Genomic DNA, 17908 nt, shown 5'->3' with positions numbered 1-17908 from the left:
ACCGATGCGTTGACCTTGCTGCCTAACCACGTTGCAGGCGCGATCAGGCTTTGGCCAGCATGAAGCGCCCGGGGGCATAGTGCGCCGGCTCCAAAGTCCGGGTCATAGCGTCAGGACCATGACCAAGCAGCAGTTGCGCCGCCAGGCGGGCGGCTGCGGGCGCTGTCTGAATGCCGAACCCGCCCTGTCCGGCAAACCAGAAGAATCCGGCAATCTGCGGATCGAAGCCATAGACCGGTGCACGATCCGCGGCGAAGCTGCGCAAGCCTGCCCAGCGCCGCTCCACGGCCTCCACCCGCCAGTCCACCACGCGGCCCAGTCGTGCCACGGCTGTTGCTACATCGATTTCCTCGGGCGCCGCGTCGCGTGGCACGTCGGGCGTCTCGTCGTGCGGGGAAAGCCACAGGCGGTCGCCCGCTGGCTTGAAATAGAAATCCCCGGCCCATCCGAACGCAAGCGGCAGTGCGGCCGGCACCGGCGGATCTACGCGCAACTGCACGATCGTGCGGCGCAGCGGCGTGATGCCCAGCGGCGTCGCGCCGGCAAGGACGGCCAGCACATCGGCCCAGGCGCCGGCGGCGTTGACCACTAGCCCGGCGCGGGCCTGCCCGCCACGCCAGACAAGACGCCATCCCCCCCTTTCGCGTAACAAATGCTCCACACGCCCGCGCAGCCGCACTACCGTGCCGGCCCGGCGTGCCAGTGCCAGATAGTGCTGGTGGAGGCCGGCGACATCGATATCGGCGCAGCCGGGCTGCCACACACCGACGCTCCAGGATGCCCGCAAACCGGGCACCAGATCAGCCATGGCGCCCCGGCCGACCAGATCGAGGCGCGCACCCAGCGCCGCATATTGCGCCACGAACGCTTCCAGTTCAGCCCGATCCCCCACCTCGCCCATCACCAGCGATCCGCGCGGCTTGAGAAAGCCGTGTTCGGAAAGGTAGGCACCCGAAGCCAGTGTCAGCGGCACTACCGCCGGCCCGCCATAGACTTCATCCCAGAACGCGGCAGAACGGCCGGTGGTATGATAACCGGGCGCGTCTTCGGCTTCGACCAGCAGAACGCGAGCGTGGGAAGCGCATTCGGCAGCAAGACTGGCCCCGGCCATGCCGGCGCCCACGATGGCAATGTCGAACTCCTCCATCCTCGCGCCTTTCCCCCTCACGCCGCCGTGGCGGCCGGCGCTTCGCGTTCGAGGAATTCGTCGATCGCGGCAAGGACGCGATCGCGCACGCCGTCGCTTTCGCGCAGCAGTTCGTGCCGCGCCTCGCGCCCCCATGCCTCCAGCCGTGCATGGGGCAGGCGCCGCGCGGCCCGCGCGATGGCGCGCCACGAAACCAGCCCGTCATAGCGCGTGGCCAAGAGCAACACGGGGGACGTGATCGCTTCGAGCACGCCTGGGGCATCGATCCGGTCGAACGATTCGCTGGCCTTGTGCAGCCAGCGCCAGCTGGCCGGCCCGAGCGCCAGCCACGGCCGCTGCGCCCGCCACCATTGCTCGTCTTCGTACCGGACGGGATCGTGCGTCAAGAGGTTGGCCCGCAGTGCCGCACGCGCACCAGGCTTTTCGCTGGCTTTCCAGGCGGCGCGCGCCGGGTCGCCGATCCGGATCATCAACGCGGCATAAAGGCGCTGAGCCCAGCGTGGCAAAGGCGTCGCAAATCCCAGCATCGGCGCGCTGAGCACCGTGGCGACCGGATCGATTCGCTTCTCCGCCAGCGCCCGCAGCACCAGATGGCCGCCCATCGAATGACCCACCACCACATGGGGTGCGGGCGTCGCAGCCCGCCATGCCTGATAGAGCTGGGAAAGATCGTCCACCCAGATCGCGAAATCGGCAATGTCGCCCACATCCGGTCCGGGCGGTGGCCCGGCGGAGCCGGCCTGGCCGCGCCAGTCGGCTGCCGTTACGCGCCACCCCCTGGATGCCCAGTCATCGAAGGTTTCCAGATACTTTTCATAAAAGTCGCCACGTCCGGGCAGAAACAGGAGCGATCCTCTGAAAGCCTCCGGAGCATGCCAATCAATCCGCCGGATTGCCGTGCCATCGCTCGCCGTCCAGGTCGATTCGGCGACGCCCGCCGGGATCTCGCGGCCGCGCACATTCTTCCAGACATGCTTAATCATCGTTCTGCAATGCCCAGTTTCATGCGCGATTCCGCCATCCGGCTTGGTTACCGTTTGGTAAGTGGTTGTCCGGTATTCCCTCAACATCGAGGGGAATTTCCATGGTTTACGGGTTGGTCGGCCTATTGGCAATTGCACTGCTGGTTGCAGCCACAACAGATCTGCGTCGCAGGCAGATCGACAACTGGCTCAATGCCGCCATAGCCGCTCTCGCGCCCGTCTATTGGTGGGCTTGCGACCTGCAACTGTGGCCCGACATCGCCATCCAACTGGGGGTGGCAGCCGCGGCGTTTACGGTGCTGGCCGGGCTGTTTGCGGTGCGCGCGATCGGCGGGGGAGACGTCAAGCTGCTTACGGCGCTGGCGCTGTGGCTGAAACCCGCACTGTTTGGCGAACTGCTGCTGATCATGGCGCTGGTGGGCGGCGCGCTCACTTTGGCCATGGGGACCTGGCACATCGCGCGCCGGCGCAAGGATCGTCTGAAAATTCCCTATGGCGTGGCAATCGCCACGGCAGGGCTGTGTGTTCTGGGCACCACCTACGGCGCGGGCTTGCACGCCATGGCCGCTGGCTAAGGTCAATTTTAACCATTTTGTCGGATGGCTGCGGCTGTTCTGTAAGGGCGGGATAAGTTGCGATGGACAAGAGAAAGCTGATTCTGCTGGTAGGGGCGCTGATCGTGGCGACGATCACTGCCTTCGCCGGGCTGGGCCTGCTCGGTCGCGGCGGTTCGCCCCAGGTCATCGCCGCCGCCAAGATGGACATGGGTGCCAAAGTGCTGGTGGCGCAACGCGCCCTGCCGGTCGGCACGATCATCACCGCCGATGCCATCGGGTTCAAGGCATGGCCCAAGGAAATGGTGCAGGACGCCTATTTCGTGGAAGGCGAGGCCGACATGCAGAAACTGCTCGGCACTGTCGTGCGCAATCCCGTTACCGCTGGCGAACCGATCACGCAGGGTTCGCTGGTGTCGCCGGGAGACCGCGGTTTCCTTGCCGCCGCTCTCGGGGCGGGCATGCGCGCGGTAACCATTCCGGTTTCCGCGCGAACCGGCGTGGCCGGTTTCGTGTTTCCCGGCGATCATATCGATTTGGTGCTGACGCAGACCGTCAAGGGCAACGATGCCCAGCCGCTCAAGGCATCCGAAACGATCATCCGCAACTTGCGCGTCCTCGCCACCGACCAGTCGGCCACGCAAGAGCAGATCGAAGGCAAGACGAAAGTCAAAGCGTTCAGCACGGTGACGGTGGAAGTGACGCCGAAAATCGCCGAAAAGATCGCCGTGGCACAGACGATCGGCACGATCAGCCTTTCGCTGCGCTCGCTGGCCGACAATTCGGCCGAACTCGAGCAGGCGATCGCTTCGGGCGATATCAAGGTTCCCGCCGGGGCCACGCCGCAGGACGAGGAAAAGCTGCTGAAGCAGGCGCTCGGCCGCCCGCTCGACAGCGGCACCAGCTTCGTCACCGGCGGCGACGTTTCGCGGTTCCAGCGCAAGTCGATGCCGTCCCAAGGCAATAGCGGCTTTGCGGCTCCACCACCGCAGGCACCCGGGCCGATCGCCATGGCCGGCCCGGCGTCACCCCCCCGCCCGCGTGGCCCGGTCGTCAACATCACCCGCGGCAAGAACACCGTTACCGTCAGCGTGGGAGCGCAGTGAGATGACCACGCCTTCCGCTTTCCGCCCGCTCGCCCGTTCGCGGCAGCACGCCAAAGGCCTCAGCATGTCGAACCGCTTCTCTTCCGCTTTGCTGATGGCCATGGCAGCGCCCCTGGCCGTGTCGGTCGGCATCGCATCTGCCCACGCGCAGAGCGTGACCAGTCCCGCCCGATCGATTGCCGTCGGCCTGAGCCGGGGCGAACTGATCACGCTGCCCTCGCGCATGGCCGATGTTTTCGTGGCTGACGAGAGCATTGCCGATGTCCAGGTGAAATCGGCCAACCAGCTTTACGTCTTCGGCAAAGGGCCGGGCGAAACCACCGTCTATGCCAGCAATGCCAAGGGCGACGTGATCTGGTCTGCCAACGTGCGCGTGGGCACCAATATCGACAGTGTCGATCAGATGCTGCACCTGGCGATGCCCGATGCCAGGATCCAGGCCGCGACCATGAACAGCACGGTACTGCTGACCGGCACCGTCGGCGCGCCGGAAGACGCGGCCGAGGCCGAGCGCCTGGTCAAAGCCTTCGTGGGCGACAAGATGCAGGTCATCAGCCGCCTCAAGATGGCAACGCCGCTGCAAGTCATGCTGCAGGTGCGCTTCGCCGAAGTAAGCCGCACGCTGACCCGCGCGATCGGCATGAACTGGGCCAGCGCCGATAGCTCGAGCGGGATGAAGTTCGGCATCGGCCAGGGCTCTGCCGCCACGCAATACGTGTCCGGTGGCTCGCTTGTCACTGGCATGAATACGGCACTCGACACTACCAGCACCGTGAGCGGTTCGGCGACATCGGGTACGCGTCTGACGCTCAATGGCAAGATTTTCGGTCTGGACGTGCTGGGCGCGCTGGACCTGGGCGAAACGATCGGCCTTGCCAACACGTTGGCCGAGCCCAATCTTACGGCGCTATCAGGCGAAACCGCCGAGTTCCTGGCCGGCGGCGAATTTCCCATTCTGCTGTCGCAGGGATTGGGCGCGGTTGCCGTGGAATTCAAGAAGTACGGGGTGAGCCTTGCCTATACGCCCACCGTGTTGGCCAATGGTCGCATCTCGTTGCGCGTGCGCCCCGAAGTGTCCGAGCTTACGACCGATGGCGCCGTGACGACATCGACGTCCACCATTCCGGCGCTGAAAGTGCGCCGCGCCGAAACCACGGTGGAGCTGGGCTCTGGCCAAAGCTTCATGATCGCCGGGCTGCTCAGCAATTCGGCGCAGAACACGATCACCAAACTGCCTGGTGCCGGTGACCTGCCGATCCTGGGTTCGCTGTTCCGCTCCACCTCGTTCAAGAAGGGCGAGACCGAGCTGGTCATCGTGGTCACCCCGTTCCTGGTCAACCCGGTCGATGCCAAGGACATCAAGCTGCCGACCGACGGTTTCCGTGCCGCCGATGCGCTGCAACAGGTTCTGGGCAATCAGGAAACCGTGCCGTTGAAGGGTGAAGCACGGCCGATGCCCAGCGAACGGGAAGGCTCTGTTCAGGCGACGCCGGCCGCACCCAAAGTAGGCGATGCCCGCAATGCCCAGGGGGTGAAGAACCGTCAGGCCAATGCCGACGTCAAGCCGGGCTTCAGCCTGTGAGCGCGCCCATTACCGGTTTCGCGACCGATCCCGCGACGAGGAACCACGCCATGTTCACTTCCCGCAATCGCATCGCCCGCACGGCCATCGCGCTGGGCCTCACCGCTGTTCTGGCTGGCTGCATCGGCGGGCAGCCGACCAACCGTTCGCTCGACAGCGTGCATCAGCCCGTGGTGGAACGCAGCCGCTACACGCTCGACATCAACACGCAGCCCGGCGGCGGCGTGCCGGTGAGCGAACAGCGCCGTCTGGCCGGCTGGTTCGATTCGCTGAGCCTTGGCTACGGCGACAAGGTGGCGCTTGACGATCCGGCCGGGGACCCAGCCACGCATGATGCCGTGCAGGCGGTGCTTGCCGCCCATGGCCTGGCCCTGGGCGATACCGCGCCGGTAACGGCAGGCAACCTGGCACCCGGCACGGTGCGCCTGGTGGTTATGCGCACGACGGCGTCGGTACCGGGATGCCCCGACTGGTCCACCCATAACGATGGCAACGGCAAGAACGCCACGTCCACCAATTACGGTTGCGCGGTGAATTCCAACCTTGCGGCGATGGTGGCCAACAAGGAGGATCTGGTGCGCGGCCAGACCGGCGATGGCCGCACCACGGTGATGAGTTCCAACAAGGCGATCCAAGCCTATCGCGACAGCGCGCCCACCGGCAGCGGTGGTGGTGCGGTCAAGAAAGTCACCACCTCCACAGCAAGCACGAGCAACTGACATGAGCGCACCCTGGAAATCGGGCAACCGCGATATCTTCGCCGCCTTTCTGTGCGACGATGCCGCTCTGGACGTGGTGCGTGCAGTGGCCGCGGACATGGGCTGGGCGCCCGAGAAGTGCGCCCGTGGCGGCCTGCGCAACGCGGTGCAGTCGCTTTCGATCACGGCCAGTCCCGCGATTCTGATGGTCGATCTTTCGGAAAGCGGCGATCCGCTGCACGATATCAGTGCGCTTGCCGAAGTGTGCGAACCGGGCACGGTCGTCATCGCGGTGGGCCAGGTCAACGATGTCCGGCTCTATCGCGATCTGGTGGCGTCCGGCATCCAGGATTATCTGCTAAAGCCGCTGTCGGTGTCGCAGGTGCGCGATGCACTGGGCCAGGCCCAGGCCATTTTCAACGCGCCCAAGAACCAGGACGGCACCACGGCCAGGCGCCATGTCACCACGGCCGTGGTGGGCACGCGCGGGGGCGTGGGCGCTTCGACGCTGGCGACCTCGCTGGGCTGGTCGTTCAGCACGGATTTCAAGCGATCCACCGCGCTGCTCGATCTCGACGTCCATTTCGGCACGGGGGCGCTGACGCTCGATCTGGAACCGGGCCGGGGGCTGACGGACGCGATCGACAATCCCAGCCGCATCGACGGACTGTTCATCGAGCGCGCGATGATCCGCGCCAACGACAACCTGGCAATCCTCTCGGCCGAAGCCCCGGTTACCGCACCGTTGATGACCGACGGCAGCGCTTTCATGCAATTGCAGGAGGAATTTCGCCAGGCGTTCGAGATGACCGTGATCGACATGCCCCGTAACATGCTGATCAATTTCCCGCATCTTCTGGCCGACGTGAACGCCGTGGTGTTGACAACCGAGCTTACGCTTGCCGGCGCGCGCGACGCCATCCGCCTGCTTGCCTGGCTCAGGGCCAATGCCAGCCACGCGCACGTACATGTCGTGGCGAACAAGGTGCACCAGGCGGTCGGGGAAATCAGCCGTAGCGATTTCGAAGCCTCGATCGAGCGCAAGCTGGGCTTTACGATACCGTTCGATGCCAAGGCAGCCGCCAATGCGGCCAAGCTGGGCCAGACGTTCCTGGGTGCCAACCGTGCGACCAAGGCGGCGCTGGCGATCAAGGACGTGGCGCAGGCGATCATCGACCTGACAGAGGAGAGCGACGGCGGCTTGGCGGAAAAGGCCAACGCCAAGGGCGCATCGCTGCTAGGCAAGTTCGATCTCAAGAAGATGCTGCCCAGCAACGCCAAACCGAAACGCAAGACAAAGGCCGGCGCTTCAGCCTAGGCGCATTGGCGGCCAAGCCCGAAACCCGTTCAACCAGCAAGGCGGACCCGTCGATGCTAACACCCCAGCTGATCTTCATTCTTGGTGGGATCACCATGGTCTTTCTGCTGGGCCTGGCGGCATTGTCCGGTCCGAATGCAGCCAAGGAAAGCGCGCGGCGCCTGCAACAGGTGCGGCTGCGCCATTCCGACAGCGCCGTGGACAAGGTCGAAGCGCAGTATCGCAAAGCGATCGCGTCGCGCACGCCCAGAAGCTATCGGGTGGCCGGCTCCGGCTCGCGCATAGAGGCACTGGCGCTGCGCCTGCATCGTACCGGCAAGGGCTGGACCTTGCAGCAATACATCTATGGCTCGCTCGGCCTCGGGCTGGCGGTGACAGCGCTGGTATTCCTTAAATCGGGTTCTCTGCTGTTTGCCCTGGCCACCGGCGTGCTGGTGGGTGCGGGTATTCCGCACATGGTCGTGAGCCGGGCCATCAAGAAGCGCACCAACGCTTTCGTGACGCGCTTTCCCGATGCGCTGGAACTGCTGGTGCGGGGTCTACGCTCCGGCCTGCCGATCAGCGAAACGCTGGGTGTCGTCGCCAGCGAGCTGCCCGGCCCGGTGGGCGAGGAATTCAAGCTGGTGACCGACCGCATCAAAGTGGGCAAGACCATGGAAGAAGCCCTTCAGGATACGGCAGACCGGCTCGACATGGCAGAATTCAGCTTTTTCTGCATCACGCTGGCCATTCAGCGGGAAACCGGCGGCAACCTTGCCGAGACGCTGGCCAATCTGGCCGATGTTCTGCGGAAACGCGCGCAGATGAAGCTAAAGATCAGGGCGATGAGCTCCGAATCCAAGGCATCGGCCTATATCGTCGGTTCGCTGCCGTTCATCGTGTTCGGCCTCATTTACTGGATCAACCCCGCCTATATGGGCAATTTCTTCGTCGACGAGCGCCTGATCATCGCCGCGCTCGGCGGGTTGTGCTGGCTGGGTATCGGCGCTTTCATCATGGCCAAGATGGTCAGCTTCGAGATCTGAGCCAAGGAACGCGCTGATGGACCCGACCCCCGCCCCCACCCTGCTCGGCTTCAACGTCATCCATGTCGGCTCCGTCCTGATGATGATGGCCGCCGGCGCCATGATGCTTGCCATCTATGCCGCGATCACCGTGCGCGATCCCATGGCCAAGCGGGTCAAGGCACTGAACGAGCGCCGCGAACAGTTGAAAGCCGGGATCACCACCGCGACTGCGCGCAAACGCCAGTCGATCGTGCGCGGCAACCAGACCACCGATACCATCCGCAACCTGCTTCAAAGACTGCGCGTCTTGCAGGACAGCCAGCTGGCCGTGGTCCAGCAGAAACTGGCCCAGGCCGGTATCCGCAAGAAGGAATGGGCCGTTGCGGTGATTTTCGGCCGGATGATCGGGCCGATCGTGCTGGGCGGCCTGGCCATCCTGTGGATCTATGTCCTGCAAATCTTTCCGGAATGGGGCGCGTTCAAGCGGTTCATGGGTTTTGCCGTCATGGTCATCTTCGGCTACAAGGCGCCCGACATCTGGGTTGCCAACCTCGTGTCGAAACGCACCCATGCCATCCGCAAGGGCCTGCCCGATGCGCTAGACCTGCTGGTGATCTGTGCGGAAGCCGGTCTTACGGTAGACGCCGCCTTTGGCCGCGTGGCGCGCGAACTGGGCCGTGCCTATCCTGAACTTGGCGACGAATTCGCCCTTACCGCAATCGAACTCTCGTTCCTCACCGAACGACGACAGGCTTTCGAAAATCTGGCCTATCGCGTCAATCTGGACTCGGTCAAAGGGGTTACCACGACGATGATCCAGACCGAGCGTTATGGTACGCCCCTCGCCTCGGCCCTGCGTGTGCTGTCTGCGGAATTCCGCAACGAGCGCATGATGCGGGCCGAAGAAAAGGCCGCCCGCTTGCCGGCGATCATGACAGTGCCGCTCATCCTGTTCATCCTGCCGACGCTGTTCATCGTCATTCTCGGGCCGGCAGCCTGTGCGATCAGCGACCAGTTCATCAACCGCAAGACCCCCGTGACCTGACGCGGTTCGAGCGCGGCGTCAGGCCGGCACGCGCACGGCCTGTTCGATGGCACCGAACAGGCTGCGGCCGGCGGCATTGCGTGCTTCCACGCGCAGGGTTTCGCCCGGTTCCAGGGGGCCGCCAGGCAGCGGGGCGGAAAGACTGACGAGCGTGCCGGCAGCCAGCGCCCGTTCGGTGGCAAGGCCGGCAATGGTTTCGCCCAGCGCCGGCGACAGCCTTATCGCATGCGTATCGTTCCCCCGGATGACCTTGACGGGCATCGCCAGCGCGCCATCGGCCCAGGCTTCGCCCAAGGCCGTAGGCGTGGCGAAGACAGGCGAGAAATGGCCGGTAGCGCCGGGCGCGCTCTGCACCGCGACGGCGTGGGCCAGGCCCACCAGGCGCACCAGCCCCAGCGCTTCGGCCGCATCGACACCCTGCGGCACGTCGGCCGTCATCGCCACCAGCCCCACGGCCGAGGCACCGGGCCGCCGGAGCGGGTCGCGCGCGCCCATAAGGCCATCGCCGGGCTGGTGGCGCAGGGCGTCAGCCGCGTCGGTCCAGTGGAACGTGCGCGGCAGGGGCGCTGCCGCTTCGCGTTCGTGAAAGCGTTTGCGCGGGATGGCGCCGTGGGCCAGTTCGATGCTCAGGCTTTCGAGCAGATCGGCATGGCGGTGCCAGCCATCGAGCAACTGCTGCATGGTGGGCACGATATGATCGGCATCGGCATACCAGGCCAGATCGTCCGACACCACGATAAGGCGCCCGTCGCGCCCTTGCGGCAACGATGCCAGTTTCATGTCGATCTCTCCCGTTATGGCTGCATCGCCGGTATTAGGCGGCGTGGGCAAATTCCACAACGTCTACCCGCCCCTATCTGCCTCTCACGGTCCTGATCGTTACTTTGCCCGGGCTTCGAACCGCCGCACCGCGTTCAGGAGTTTGTCGAGCAGGGTGCGCAGCTTCTCGGTTTCGCGCGGAGTCAGCGCGGAAAAGATCTGCTCGTAAACCGCGATGGCCTGCGGCCAGATCTGGACATGGATGTCGCGCCCCCGCGCGGTCAGTTCCAGGTGATGGGAACGCCCATCGGCAACATTGGGGCTGCGCTGAACCAGTCCGCGCTCTTCGAGAACCTTGCAGGCCCGGTTGACTGCGACCTTGTCCATCTGCGTGGCGCGAACAAGATCGCGCTGAGTCAGCGGGCCGGCATCGCCGAGCACCGTCATGACCCGCCATTCCGAGATTTTCAGGCCGAATTGAACACGATATTCGTTGGCAATCGCCTGGCTCACCGCGCCGGTGGTAATGGCCATGCGGTACGGCACGAATTCGGCAAGGCGGGTCCGGGTTCCAGGCATAGTAGCGTATCTACGGAAACTGGCGCCGATAGCAATAACGATGTTAACTATATTTGCGAATAAGTCTTTTGATCGAACAAGACAAGCTTTCACGTCAACTAACGGGATATGAGAATCTACAACATGTTATGTGCCGAGCACGCGCCCGGCAATGGCACCCAGCCGCGCGACCAGCGCCGGATCGCGCTGTGCCGGTGCTGTCATGATCGCACCGTCGAGCGCGCGATCGAATGGGCTGGGCGTCCGCACCGGCGGAAGCAGGCCGGCCAGCGCCGTTACCGTGGCGCGTGCCGTGGCGGCATTGCCATGCATCACGCGCAGCACTTCGCCCACTTCGACATGATCGCCATCGCGCCAGGCATCGTAATCGGTGACCATGCCGACAAGGGCATAGGGCAGTTCCGCTTCCCGTGCGAGGCGCGCTTCGGGCATGGCCGTCATGCCGATGACATCAGCACCCCCTTGCCGGTGGAGCCGGCTTTCGGCGCGCGTGGAGAACTGCGGCCCCTGCATGGCCAGATAACAGCCCCCGCGGTGCACGATGGCCCCGGCGGCCTGCGCGGCATCGGCCAACAGCGCTGAAAGCCGCGCACAGACCGGATCGGCGAGCGACACATGCGCCACCAGCCCTTCCCCGAAAAAGCTATGCGGGCGGCCGTGTGTGCGATCGATGAACTGGTCTACCGCCACGAAATGGCCGGGCGCCATTTCCTCGCGCAGGGAACCGATGGCCGAAATGGCCACCAGATCGGTCACGCCGCACCTTTTCATCACATCGATGTTGGCGCGATGGTTGATGCTTTCAGGCGGTATGCGATGGCCGGCGCCATGCCGTGCCAGAAACACGAAATCCACGGTGCCGATGCGCCCCAGCGTCACCGGCCCTGAAGGCGCACCGAACGGGGATTGCACGGCAATCTCCTGCACGTCTTCCAGCACCGAAAGATCATAGATTCCCGATCCGCCGATGATCCCGATGCGCCAGCGGGCGCTGCTCTGTTCAGTCTGCAAGAATCCCTGCCATGATGATTTCAACCATGTGCTCGCGATAGCGGTCGCGCAGCCTCGCGGTCAATGAATCCTGCCTGATGCAATATCGCCGCGCGAGGCCCGCGGAAAAGAAACGGTCGGCCGCACCACCGACGGGAAAATAGAACAGGCGCGGATCGGCAAGGGCGGAAAACGCCCGCTTTCATGCCCTCGCCGCCGGCGCGCAGGGACGGACCGGCATTGCCCTGCGCGGGTTGAGATGCTGCCGTGGTCATGCCCTGCTTCACGCACTCTCGGCCGGTCGGTCAGGCGGCCGGGGAACCAGGGGGCAAGCCACTTGCAAAGCCGGGCTGTGTGGCTAGGGCAAGGGCCGATGGATGAAGCCACTTTCATTGCCGCGCTGCGCGCGCTTGCGCCCGATCCCGCCGCGCGCGGCCTGGATGACGATGTGGCCGTCATCGCCATAGGCGGCGAACACCTTGTGCTCACGCACGACATGATGGTCGAAGGGGTGCACTGGCTGCCCGGCCAGGACCCGGCCGACGTGGCCTGGAAGCTCGTGACCACCAATCTGTCCGATCTGGCGGCCAAAGGTGCCGAACCGCTGGGCGTGCTGCTGGGCTATGGGCTGGGCGGCGGCGAGGAGCGATTCCTGGCTGGCCTGGCCCAGGCGCTGGCGGCCTTTTCGGTGCCGCTGCTGGGCGGCGACACGGTGCACCGCGCCGGCCCTGCGGCACATGGTCTTACCGCGCTGGGCCGCGCCACGCACCGGCCGGTGCCCTCGCGCAGCGGCGCCCGGGCGGGCGATGCCTTGTGGGTCACCGGCACGCTGGGCGATGCGATGCTGGGTTTCGAAGCCCTGCGCGACGGGCGCAGCGATCGCGACACCGCGCGTTTTGCCCGACCCGCGCCGCGTCTTGGCGAAGGCCGCATGCTGGCCCCGCTGGTCGGCGCGATGATGGACGTTTCCGATGGCCTGCTGCTCGATGCCGCGCGGATGGCGCGGGCCAGCGGGGTGACACTGTCGATCGAGTCGGCGGCCTGCCCGGTGCCGGCCGACCTGCCGCCTGCGCGGCGGCGGGCGGCCCTTTCATGGGGCGATGATTACGAACTTCTGTTCACGCTGCCCACCGGGATGACCCCGCCCTGCCCGGCCACCCTGATCGGGCAGGCATTGCCCGGCCGCGACGCGCCGCTGCTGCTCGACGGCGCACCCCCGCAGGGCGCGCTGGGATACGAACACCGGCAATAATCACAAATTCCCGACAATACCGCTTGCGAGTAACGACAAATGATTTAGCCTTATCCTTCTGTTTCCCGCCAACACGCAGGAAACGCCGTGTACCTGGCAATTGAAACAAGCCGGGGCACGGGGAGTTAGGGGGATGCCATCGTGAACCTTGTCGTAACCGCCATCGGGTTCGGGTTGCTGGCCATAGTTTATGGCTTCGTCACCAGCCGTCAGGTGCTGGGAAGCCCGGCCGGAAACCGGAAAATGCAAGACATTGCCGGCGCTATCCAAGAGGGTGCGCAGGCCTATCTCAAACGTCAGTACGGCACCATTGCCATTGTCGGCGTGGTGGTGGCCGCAGTCGTCGCGATGACGCTGCACCCGCTGCCCGCCTTCGGCTTCGTGATCGGCGCGGTGCTTTCGGGCGTCGCGGGCTTCATCGGCATGAACGTGTCGGTGCGGGCCAACGTGCGCACCGCGGCGGCCGCGCAAAGCGGGCTGCAGGAGGGACTTACCCTGGCGTTCCGCGCCGGCGCAATCACCGGCATGCTGGTGGCGGGGCTTGCCCTGCTCGCGATCGCCGGGTTCTTCTGGTATCTGGTGCAGGCGGCCGGCTATGCGCCAGGTGACCGCATGGTGGTGACCTCGCTCACCACGCTCGCGCTGGGCGCCTCGCTCGTATCGATCTTCGCGCGGCTGGGCGGCGGCATCTTCACCAAGGCGGCCGATGTCGGCGCAGACCTGGTAGGCAAGGTGGAAGCCGGCATTCCCGAGGACGATCCGCGCAATCCGGCGGTGATTGCCGATAACGTGGGCGATAACGTGGGCGATTGCGCCGGCATGGCGGCAGACCTGTTCGAAACCTATGTCGTCACCGTGGGTGCCACGATGGTGCTGACGGCGCTGCTAATCAAAGGCGTGGGTGACATGCTGCTGCCGCTGATGGCGCTGCCCCTGCTGATCGGCGGGGTCTGCATTCTCACCTCGATCATCGGCACCTATTTCGTTCGGCTGGGCGGCAGCACCAACATCATGAGCGCCATGTACAAGGGCTTCCTGGCCACGGCGGTGCTGTCCATTCCGGCGATCTGGATGGCCATTCAGCAGGCATTGGGCGGCATGGACATTCCGATCGGCGAAGACGGTTTTACCGGCCTCACGCTGTTCTACTGCACGCTGATCGGCCTCGCGATCACCGGGCTGATTATCTGGATCACCGAATATTACACCGGCACGGGCTATCGGCCGGTGCGGTCGATCGCCAAGGCTTCCGTTACCGGTCATGGCACCAATGTGATCCAGGGCCTGGCCGTCAGCCTCGAAGCGACGGCCCTGCCCACGCTGGTGATCTGCGCCGGCATCGTCGTCGCCTACCAGCTCGCAGGCCTCATCGGCATTGCCTATGCGGCGACGGCCATGCTGGCGCTGGCAGGCATGGTAGTGGCGCTCGATGCCTATGGCCCGGTGACCGACAATGCCGGCGGCATTGCCGAAATGGCGGGCCTGGAAGACGCGGTGCGCGAACGCACTGATGCGCTCGATGCGGTGGGCAATACGACCAAGGCAGTGACCAAGGGCTATGCCATCGGTTCGGCAGGCCTTGCCGCGCTGGTGCTGTTTGCCGCCTATACCACCGATCTCCGGGAATTCTTTCCGCAACTGACGGTCAATTTCAGCCTGGAAAATCCCTATGTGATCGTTGGCCTGCTGCTGGGCGCGCTGTTGCCCTATCTGTTCGGCGCCATGGGGATGACGGCGGTGGGCCGTGCCGCCGGTGACGTGGTGGTGGATGTGCGCGAACAGTTCGCGGCCGATCCGGGCATCATGGCCGGCACCAGCCGCCCCGACTATGCCCGCACGGTCGATCTGGTGACGCGCGCGGCGATAAAGGAAATGATCGTGCCGTCGCTGCTGCCGGTGCTGGCCCCGATCGCGGTCTATTTCGTCATTCTGGCCGTGGCCGGGCAGGCCAATGCCTTTGCCGCGCTGGGCGCCCTGTTGCTGGGCGTGATCGTCGGTGGGCTATTCGTGGCCCTTTCGATGACGTCAGGCGGCGGTGCGTGGGACAATGCCAAGAAATACATCGAGGATGGCCATCATGGCGGCAAGGGTTCCGACGCCCACAAAGCGGCCGTGACCGGCGATACCGTCGGTGATCCCTACAAGGATACCGCCGGCCCGGCCGTGAACCCGATGATCAAGATCACCAATATCGTTGCCCTGCTGCTGCTGGCCGCTCTTGCCAGCCACGCCGCGGGCTGATCGACGGGCTTGGTGCGAGCGTGAAGGCATACCCCGCCGGGCCTTGGGTCCGGCGGGGTATGCCTGCCTCCGAACAGGATATTTCACTTTCGTGACAGCGAAATAGGATGCGTTGACGGTGCGCCGGCGGCTGGCATAGGCGCGCGCTCATGCTTGATCCCCTTTCGACAACCCTGCTTTCCGCCTCGAGCGACCCGGCCGCCAGCGTCGCCGGCCTGGTCAGGCTGTTGACCGCGACTGCCGACACCACCCGGCCCGGCCGGTTCGTCGGCCCCGCCAAGCCGGGCGGCACGGGCCGCGTGTTCGGCGGCCAGATCGTGGCCCAGGCCCTGGCGGCTGCGCAATCCACGGTCGCGGCGGACCGGCCGGTTCACGCGCTGCATGCCTTTTTTCTGCGTCCCGGCACTGACGATCACGACATCGGCTACAGCGTGAGCCACGATTGGGACGAGGGCGACCTCGCCAACCGGCGCGTGACGGCCGATCAAGGCATAGGGCCGATCCTGACCTTGACGGCCTCGTTCCATCGCCGGGGCGACGGCGTGCAGCACGCTCTGCCGATGCCTGCCGTGCCCCCGCCCCACGCCTTGCCCAGCGAGGCAGACTTGCTGACGATCTATGCCGACCGGCTTTCCGAACGGCGACGGGCCTTGCTCGCCCGCCCGCGCCCGATCGAGGTACGCCCGGCCGAGCCGCTCAACTGGCTGCGCGATACACCGGCCGAACCGGTTGCCCATACCTGGCTGCGCTGCGTCGCCCCACTGCCCGATCATGCGGCGCTTCACCGCGCGGTTCTTGCCTATATGAGCGACATGACGCTGCTGGGCACCAGCATGCTGCCCCATGGCATGAGCGGCAAGGCCGGCACCGGCACCGGCACCAGCCTGACGCATGCCGTCTGGTTTCACGAAGACGCGCGTGTGGACGAATGGCTGCTTTATGCCTGCGACAGCCCCTGGGCCGGCGGGATGCGGGGGTTCAGCCGGGGGCGGATCTACACGCAGGACGGCCGCCTGGTGGCGGAAACCGCGCAGGAAGGCCTGATCCGCCGGCTGGATTGAGCGAGCGCCAAATGCGCAACGGTCTATCTGCCCGCAAGTGCGCGCCTGGTGGTGGCCATGGCCACTGTCGTTTCGGCGATCGCGCCTGCGGGCTTTGCCGCACTGCCGGGCGTGGTCGGGGCGACGCAGGCCATATGCTCCATTTCCGGGTGGGCAACCATCGCGCCGGCGACAAACCGCAGCTTGCTGCCGGTGGCATCGGCAATGATGCCTTTGACCGTTCGGTCGATCGCCGCGCAGGCGGTGGGGTTGGTGCTGCCGCCGCCATACCGATTGGCCACTTGCGTGGCATACGCATCATACGCATGCTTTGCGGCAAAGCCGTGGGCCGGACTGATATAGCCATGCAGAATCCGTTCGGCTGCCGCAAAGACGACCCGATGCTGTGTCGTCATCTGCGAAAAGCTGGTTTCCACATCGACGCCATAAGCCTTGCAACGAAGCGACACCGTCATGATCATCGTCTGGAACTGATGAACGCGCGCCGCTTCCAGCACGGTCGCTTCCAAGCAAGTTGCCGCCGCAGGTGCAGCCGCCTGGGCCAAAGGGGCATAGAGCGCGGCCGAAAGCATGGCGGCGCGGGTCGATATCACGAGGGGCCGGCGCCACCTCATTGGCCGGCACCGCACGAAACGATCGGAACGGCCATCAGCCCGTCGAACTGGCGCACCAGGGCTTCTTGCGCCTGAAACGTGCTGTCGGCGATCTGCTTGTATTCGCGCCCCTCTCGAGCCAGAGCATTGCGCGCATCGCCATCGCCCAGCGCCATGGCATCGTACCGGGCCTGGATCGTGCGCAGATAAGTGACCGCCTTGGTATTGTTGGCTTCGGCCGCATCGCTGGCCGGGCGAAATATCTGCGCATGGAACGTATTGCGTTCCTGGGCGCTGCAAAAGCGCGCCGGCAGCTGCACGGCAGGCACAGGCTCGAGTTGCGGCCGGCCTGCCGTAAGGGCAGGCGCCGGGGTGACAACGGGCGCAGCCGGGGCCATGGCGACGGGCGGGGGCGCAACGGCGAGCCCACCTGGCGTTTCCTGCGATGCGGCCAGCGTCGCCAGCTCACGTTCTTCGGTAACGCCCATGGCTACCGATGCCAGAGCGGGCGTGCCGGCCGCTGCCGGTTTTGCCGTTGCCGGCGCTGTCATCGCCACGGGGGAAACGATAGCGGCATGAGGCGAGGTGGCCGGTGTCGGGGCAGCGGCCGGGGCGGGAACCGGCGTTACCGGGATTTGCGCCATGCCCGGTGTCGGGCCGTCCGATGCGTCCAGCGTAGCCGCCCCGCGCCGCAAAGCCGCGGCTTTGACCTTGGCAAGCGGGGCGAACGTACCGTTGGGAAACTGCTGAAGATAGGCATCGTACATCTCGGGATCGGTGCTGCCCGCGATCGATCGCCAGAATTCCAGTTCCATTGTCTTATCGGAAACCGGGGCTTCCTGCGCCATCGCCGGAAATACGCTCAACCCGCCAAGAACCAGGCTGCCAAGCACAAAGCTTGGCCCCGCGGCACGCGACGTCAGGCTCAGCGCGAGCCTGACAAGCACACCCGCGCGCATTCTTGCAAGGCCGGCACCCGCCGGCCACGCCGCC

The 17908-nt window shown here is 65.4% G+C and carries 18 protein-coding genes; 10 read left to right on the top strand and 8 right to left on the bottom strand.

Annotated elements, in window-relative coordinates; genetic code table 11:
• Positions 1 to 43: 43 nt before the first annotated feature.
• Together AC3EDY_RS05200 and AC3EDY_RS05195 are read right to left on the bottom strand one after the other, a co-directional pair.
• On the bottom strand, positions 44 to 1147 hold the full coding sequence (locus AC3EDY_RS05200) for an NAD(P)/FAD-dependent oxidoreductase (protein ID WP_488571407.1): 1104 nt from the start codon (positions 1145 to 1147) through the stop codon (positions 44 to 46).
• Positions 1148 to 1164: 17 nt separating this feature from the next.
• The gene (locus AC3EDY_RS05195) at positions 1165 to 2130 is read right to left on the bottom strand and encodes an alpha/beta fold hydrolase (RefSeq protein ID WP_488571406.1); all 966 of its coding nucleotides are present in this window, start codon (positions 2128 to 2130) and stop codon (positions 1165 to 1167) included.
• Between the two features lie 101 nt (positions 2131 to 2231).
• On the opposite strand from AC3EDY_RS05195, the gene AC3EDY_RS05190 reads away from it, so the two are divergent.
• From AC3EDY_RS05190 to AC3EDY_RS05160, 7 genes are all read left to right on the top strand, one after another.
• Positions 2232 to 2705, top strand: coding sequence for an A24 family peptidase (locus tag AC3EDY_RS05190; protein ID WP_488571405.1), 474 nt, complete (start codon positions 2232 to 2234; stop codon positions 2703 to 2705).
• A 62-nt stretch (positions 2706 to 2767) separates the two neighbouring features.
• Positions 2768 to 3790 carry a Flp pilus assembly protein CpaB gene (gene cpaB, locus AC3EDY_RS05185; protein WP_488571404.1) on the top strand — a complete coding sequence of 341 codons (1023 nt, stop codon included), beginning with the start codon at positions 2768 to 2770 and terminating at the stop codon, positions 3788 to 3790.
• 1 nt (position 3791) lies between these two features.
• Complete coding sequence (locus AC3EDY_RS05180) at positions 3792 to 5372, top strand: type II and III secretion system protein family protein (RefSeq protein WP_488571403.1); 1581 nt, start codon at positions 3792 to 3794, stop codon at positions 5370 to 5372.
• Between the two features lie 50 nt (positions 5373 to 5422).
• Positions 5423 to 6091, top strand: coding sequence for a CpaD family pilus assembly protein (locus tag AC3EDY_RS05175; RefSeq protein ID WP_488571402.1), 669 nt, complete (start codon positions 5423 to 5425; stop codon positions 6089 to 6091).
• Position 6092: 1 nt separating this feature from the next.
• Positions 6093 to 7388: a CpaE/TadZ family protein gene (locus AC3EDY_RS05170; protein WP_488571401.1), complete on the top strand. Its 1296-nt coding sequence runs from the start codon at positions 6093 to 6095 to the stop codon at positions 7386 to 7388.
• A gap of 53 nt (positions 7389 to 7441) precedes the next feature.
• Entirely contained in the window at positions 7442 to 8413 is a 972-nt protein-coding gene (locus tag AC3EDY_RS05165; protein ID WP_488571400.1) for a type II secretion system F family protein, read from the top strand.
• Between the two features lie 16 nt (positions 8414 to 8429).
• Positions 8430 to 9440, top strand: a complete 1011-nt coding sequence (locus AC3EDY_RS05160) for a type II secretion system F family protein (protein ID WP_488571399.1) — start codon at positions 8430 to 8432, stop codon at positions 9438 to 9440.
• Between the two features lie 18 nt (positions 9441 to 9458).
• Here the strand turns inward: AC3EDY_RS05160 and AC3EDY_RS05155 are convergent, their stop codons facing one another.
• From AC3EDY_RS05155 to AC3EDY_RS05140, 4 genes are all read right to left on the bottom strand, one after another.
• A complete protein-coding gene (locus AC3EDY_RS05155) occupies positions 9459 to 10220 on the bottom strand; it encodes a fumarylacetoacetate hydrolase family protein (RefSeq protein WP_488571398.1) in 762 nt (253 codons plus the stop codon).
• A 99-nt stretch (positions 10221 to 10319) separates the two neighbouring features.
• On the bottom strand, positions 10320 to 10778 hold the full coding sequence (locus tag AC3EDY_RS05150; protein ID WP_488571397.1) for a MarR family winged helix-turn-helix transcriptional regulator: 459 nt from the start codon (positions 10776 to 10778) through the stop codon (positions 10320 to 10322).
• A gap of 126 nt (positions 10779 to 10904) precedes the next feature.
• Positions 10905 to 11789 (bottom strand): S-methyl-5'-thioadenosine phosphorylase, encoded by an 885-nt coding sequence (gene mtnP / locus AC3EDY_RS05145; protein WP_488571396.1) that lies wholly within the window; start codon positions 11787 to 11789, stop codon positions 10905 to 10907.
• Positions 11779 to 11937: a hypothetical protein gene (locus AC3EDY_RS05140; protein ID WP_488571559.1), complete on the bottom strand. Its 159-nt coding sequence runs from the start codon at positions 11935 to 11937 to the stop codon at positions 11779 to 11781. Before AC3EDY_RS05140 ends, mtnP begins: the two co-directional genes overlap by 11 nt.
• Before the next feature lie 204 nt (positions 11938 to 12141).
• Between AC3EDY_RS05140 and thiL the strand changes: the two genes are divergently transcribed.
• From thiL to AC3EDY_RS05125, 3 genes are all read left to right on the top strand, one after another.
• On the top strand, positions 12142 to 13020 hold the full coding sequence (gene thiL, locus AC3EDY_RS05135) for a thiamine-phosphate kinase (RefSeq protein WP_488571395.1): 879 nt from the start codon (positions 12142 to 12144) through the stop codon (positions 13018 to 13020).
• 141 nt (positions 13021 to 13161) lie between these two features.
• Positions 13162 to 15261, top strand: coding sequence for a sodium-translocating pyrophosphatase (locus tag AC3EDY_RS05130; protein WP_488571394.1), 2100 nt, complete (start codon positions 13162 to 13164; stop codon positions 15259 to 15261).
• A 149-nt stretch (positions 15262 to 15410) separates the two neighbouring features.
• Positions 15411 to 16322 (top strand): acyl-CoA thioesterase, encoded by a 912-nt coding sequence (locus tag AC3EDY_RS05125; protein ID WP_488571393.1) that lies wholly within the window; start codon positions 15411 to 15413, stop codon positions 16320 to 16322.
• Between the two features lie 23 nt (positions 16323 to 16345).
• Here the strand turns inward: AC3EDY_RS05125 and AC3EDY_RS05120 are convergent, their stop codons facing one another.
• Both AC3EDY_RS05120 and AC3EDY_RS05115 read right to left on the bottom strand, forming a co-directional pair.
• The gene (locus AC3EDY_RS05120) at positions 16346 to 16915 is read right to left on the bottom strand and encodes a hypothetical protein (protein WP_488571392.1); all 570 of its coding nucleotides are present in this window, start codon (positions 16913 to 16915) and stop codon (positions 16346 to 16348) included.
• 17 nt (positions 16916 to 16932) lie between these two features.
• A complete protein-coding gene (locus tag AC3EDY_RS05115; RefSeq protein ID WP_488571391.1) occupies positions 16933 to 17862 on the bottom strand; it encodes a hypothetical protein in 930 nt (309 codons plus the stop codon).
• Positions 17863 to 17908 lie beyond the last annotated feature (46 nt).

The sequence above is a fragment of the Novosphingobium sp. DS6-6 genome, assembly GCF_057784975.1.
This window is presented reverse-complemented; position numbering and strand designations above follow the sequence as displayed.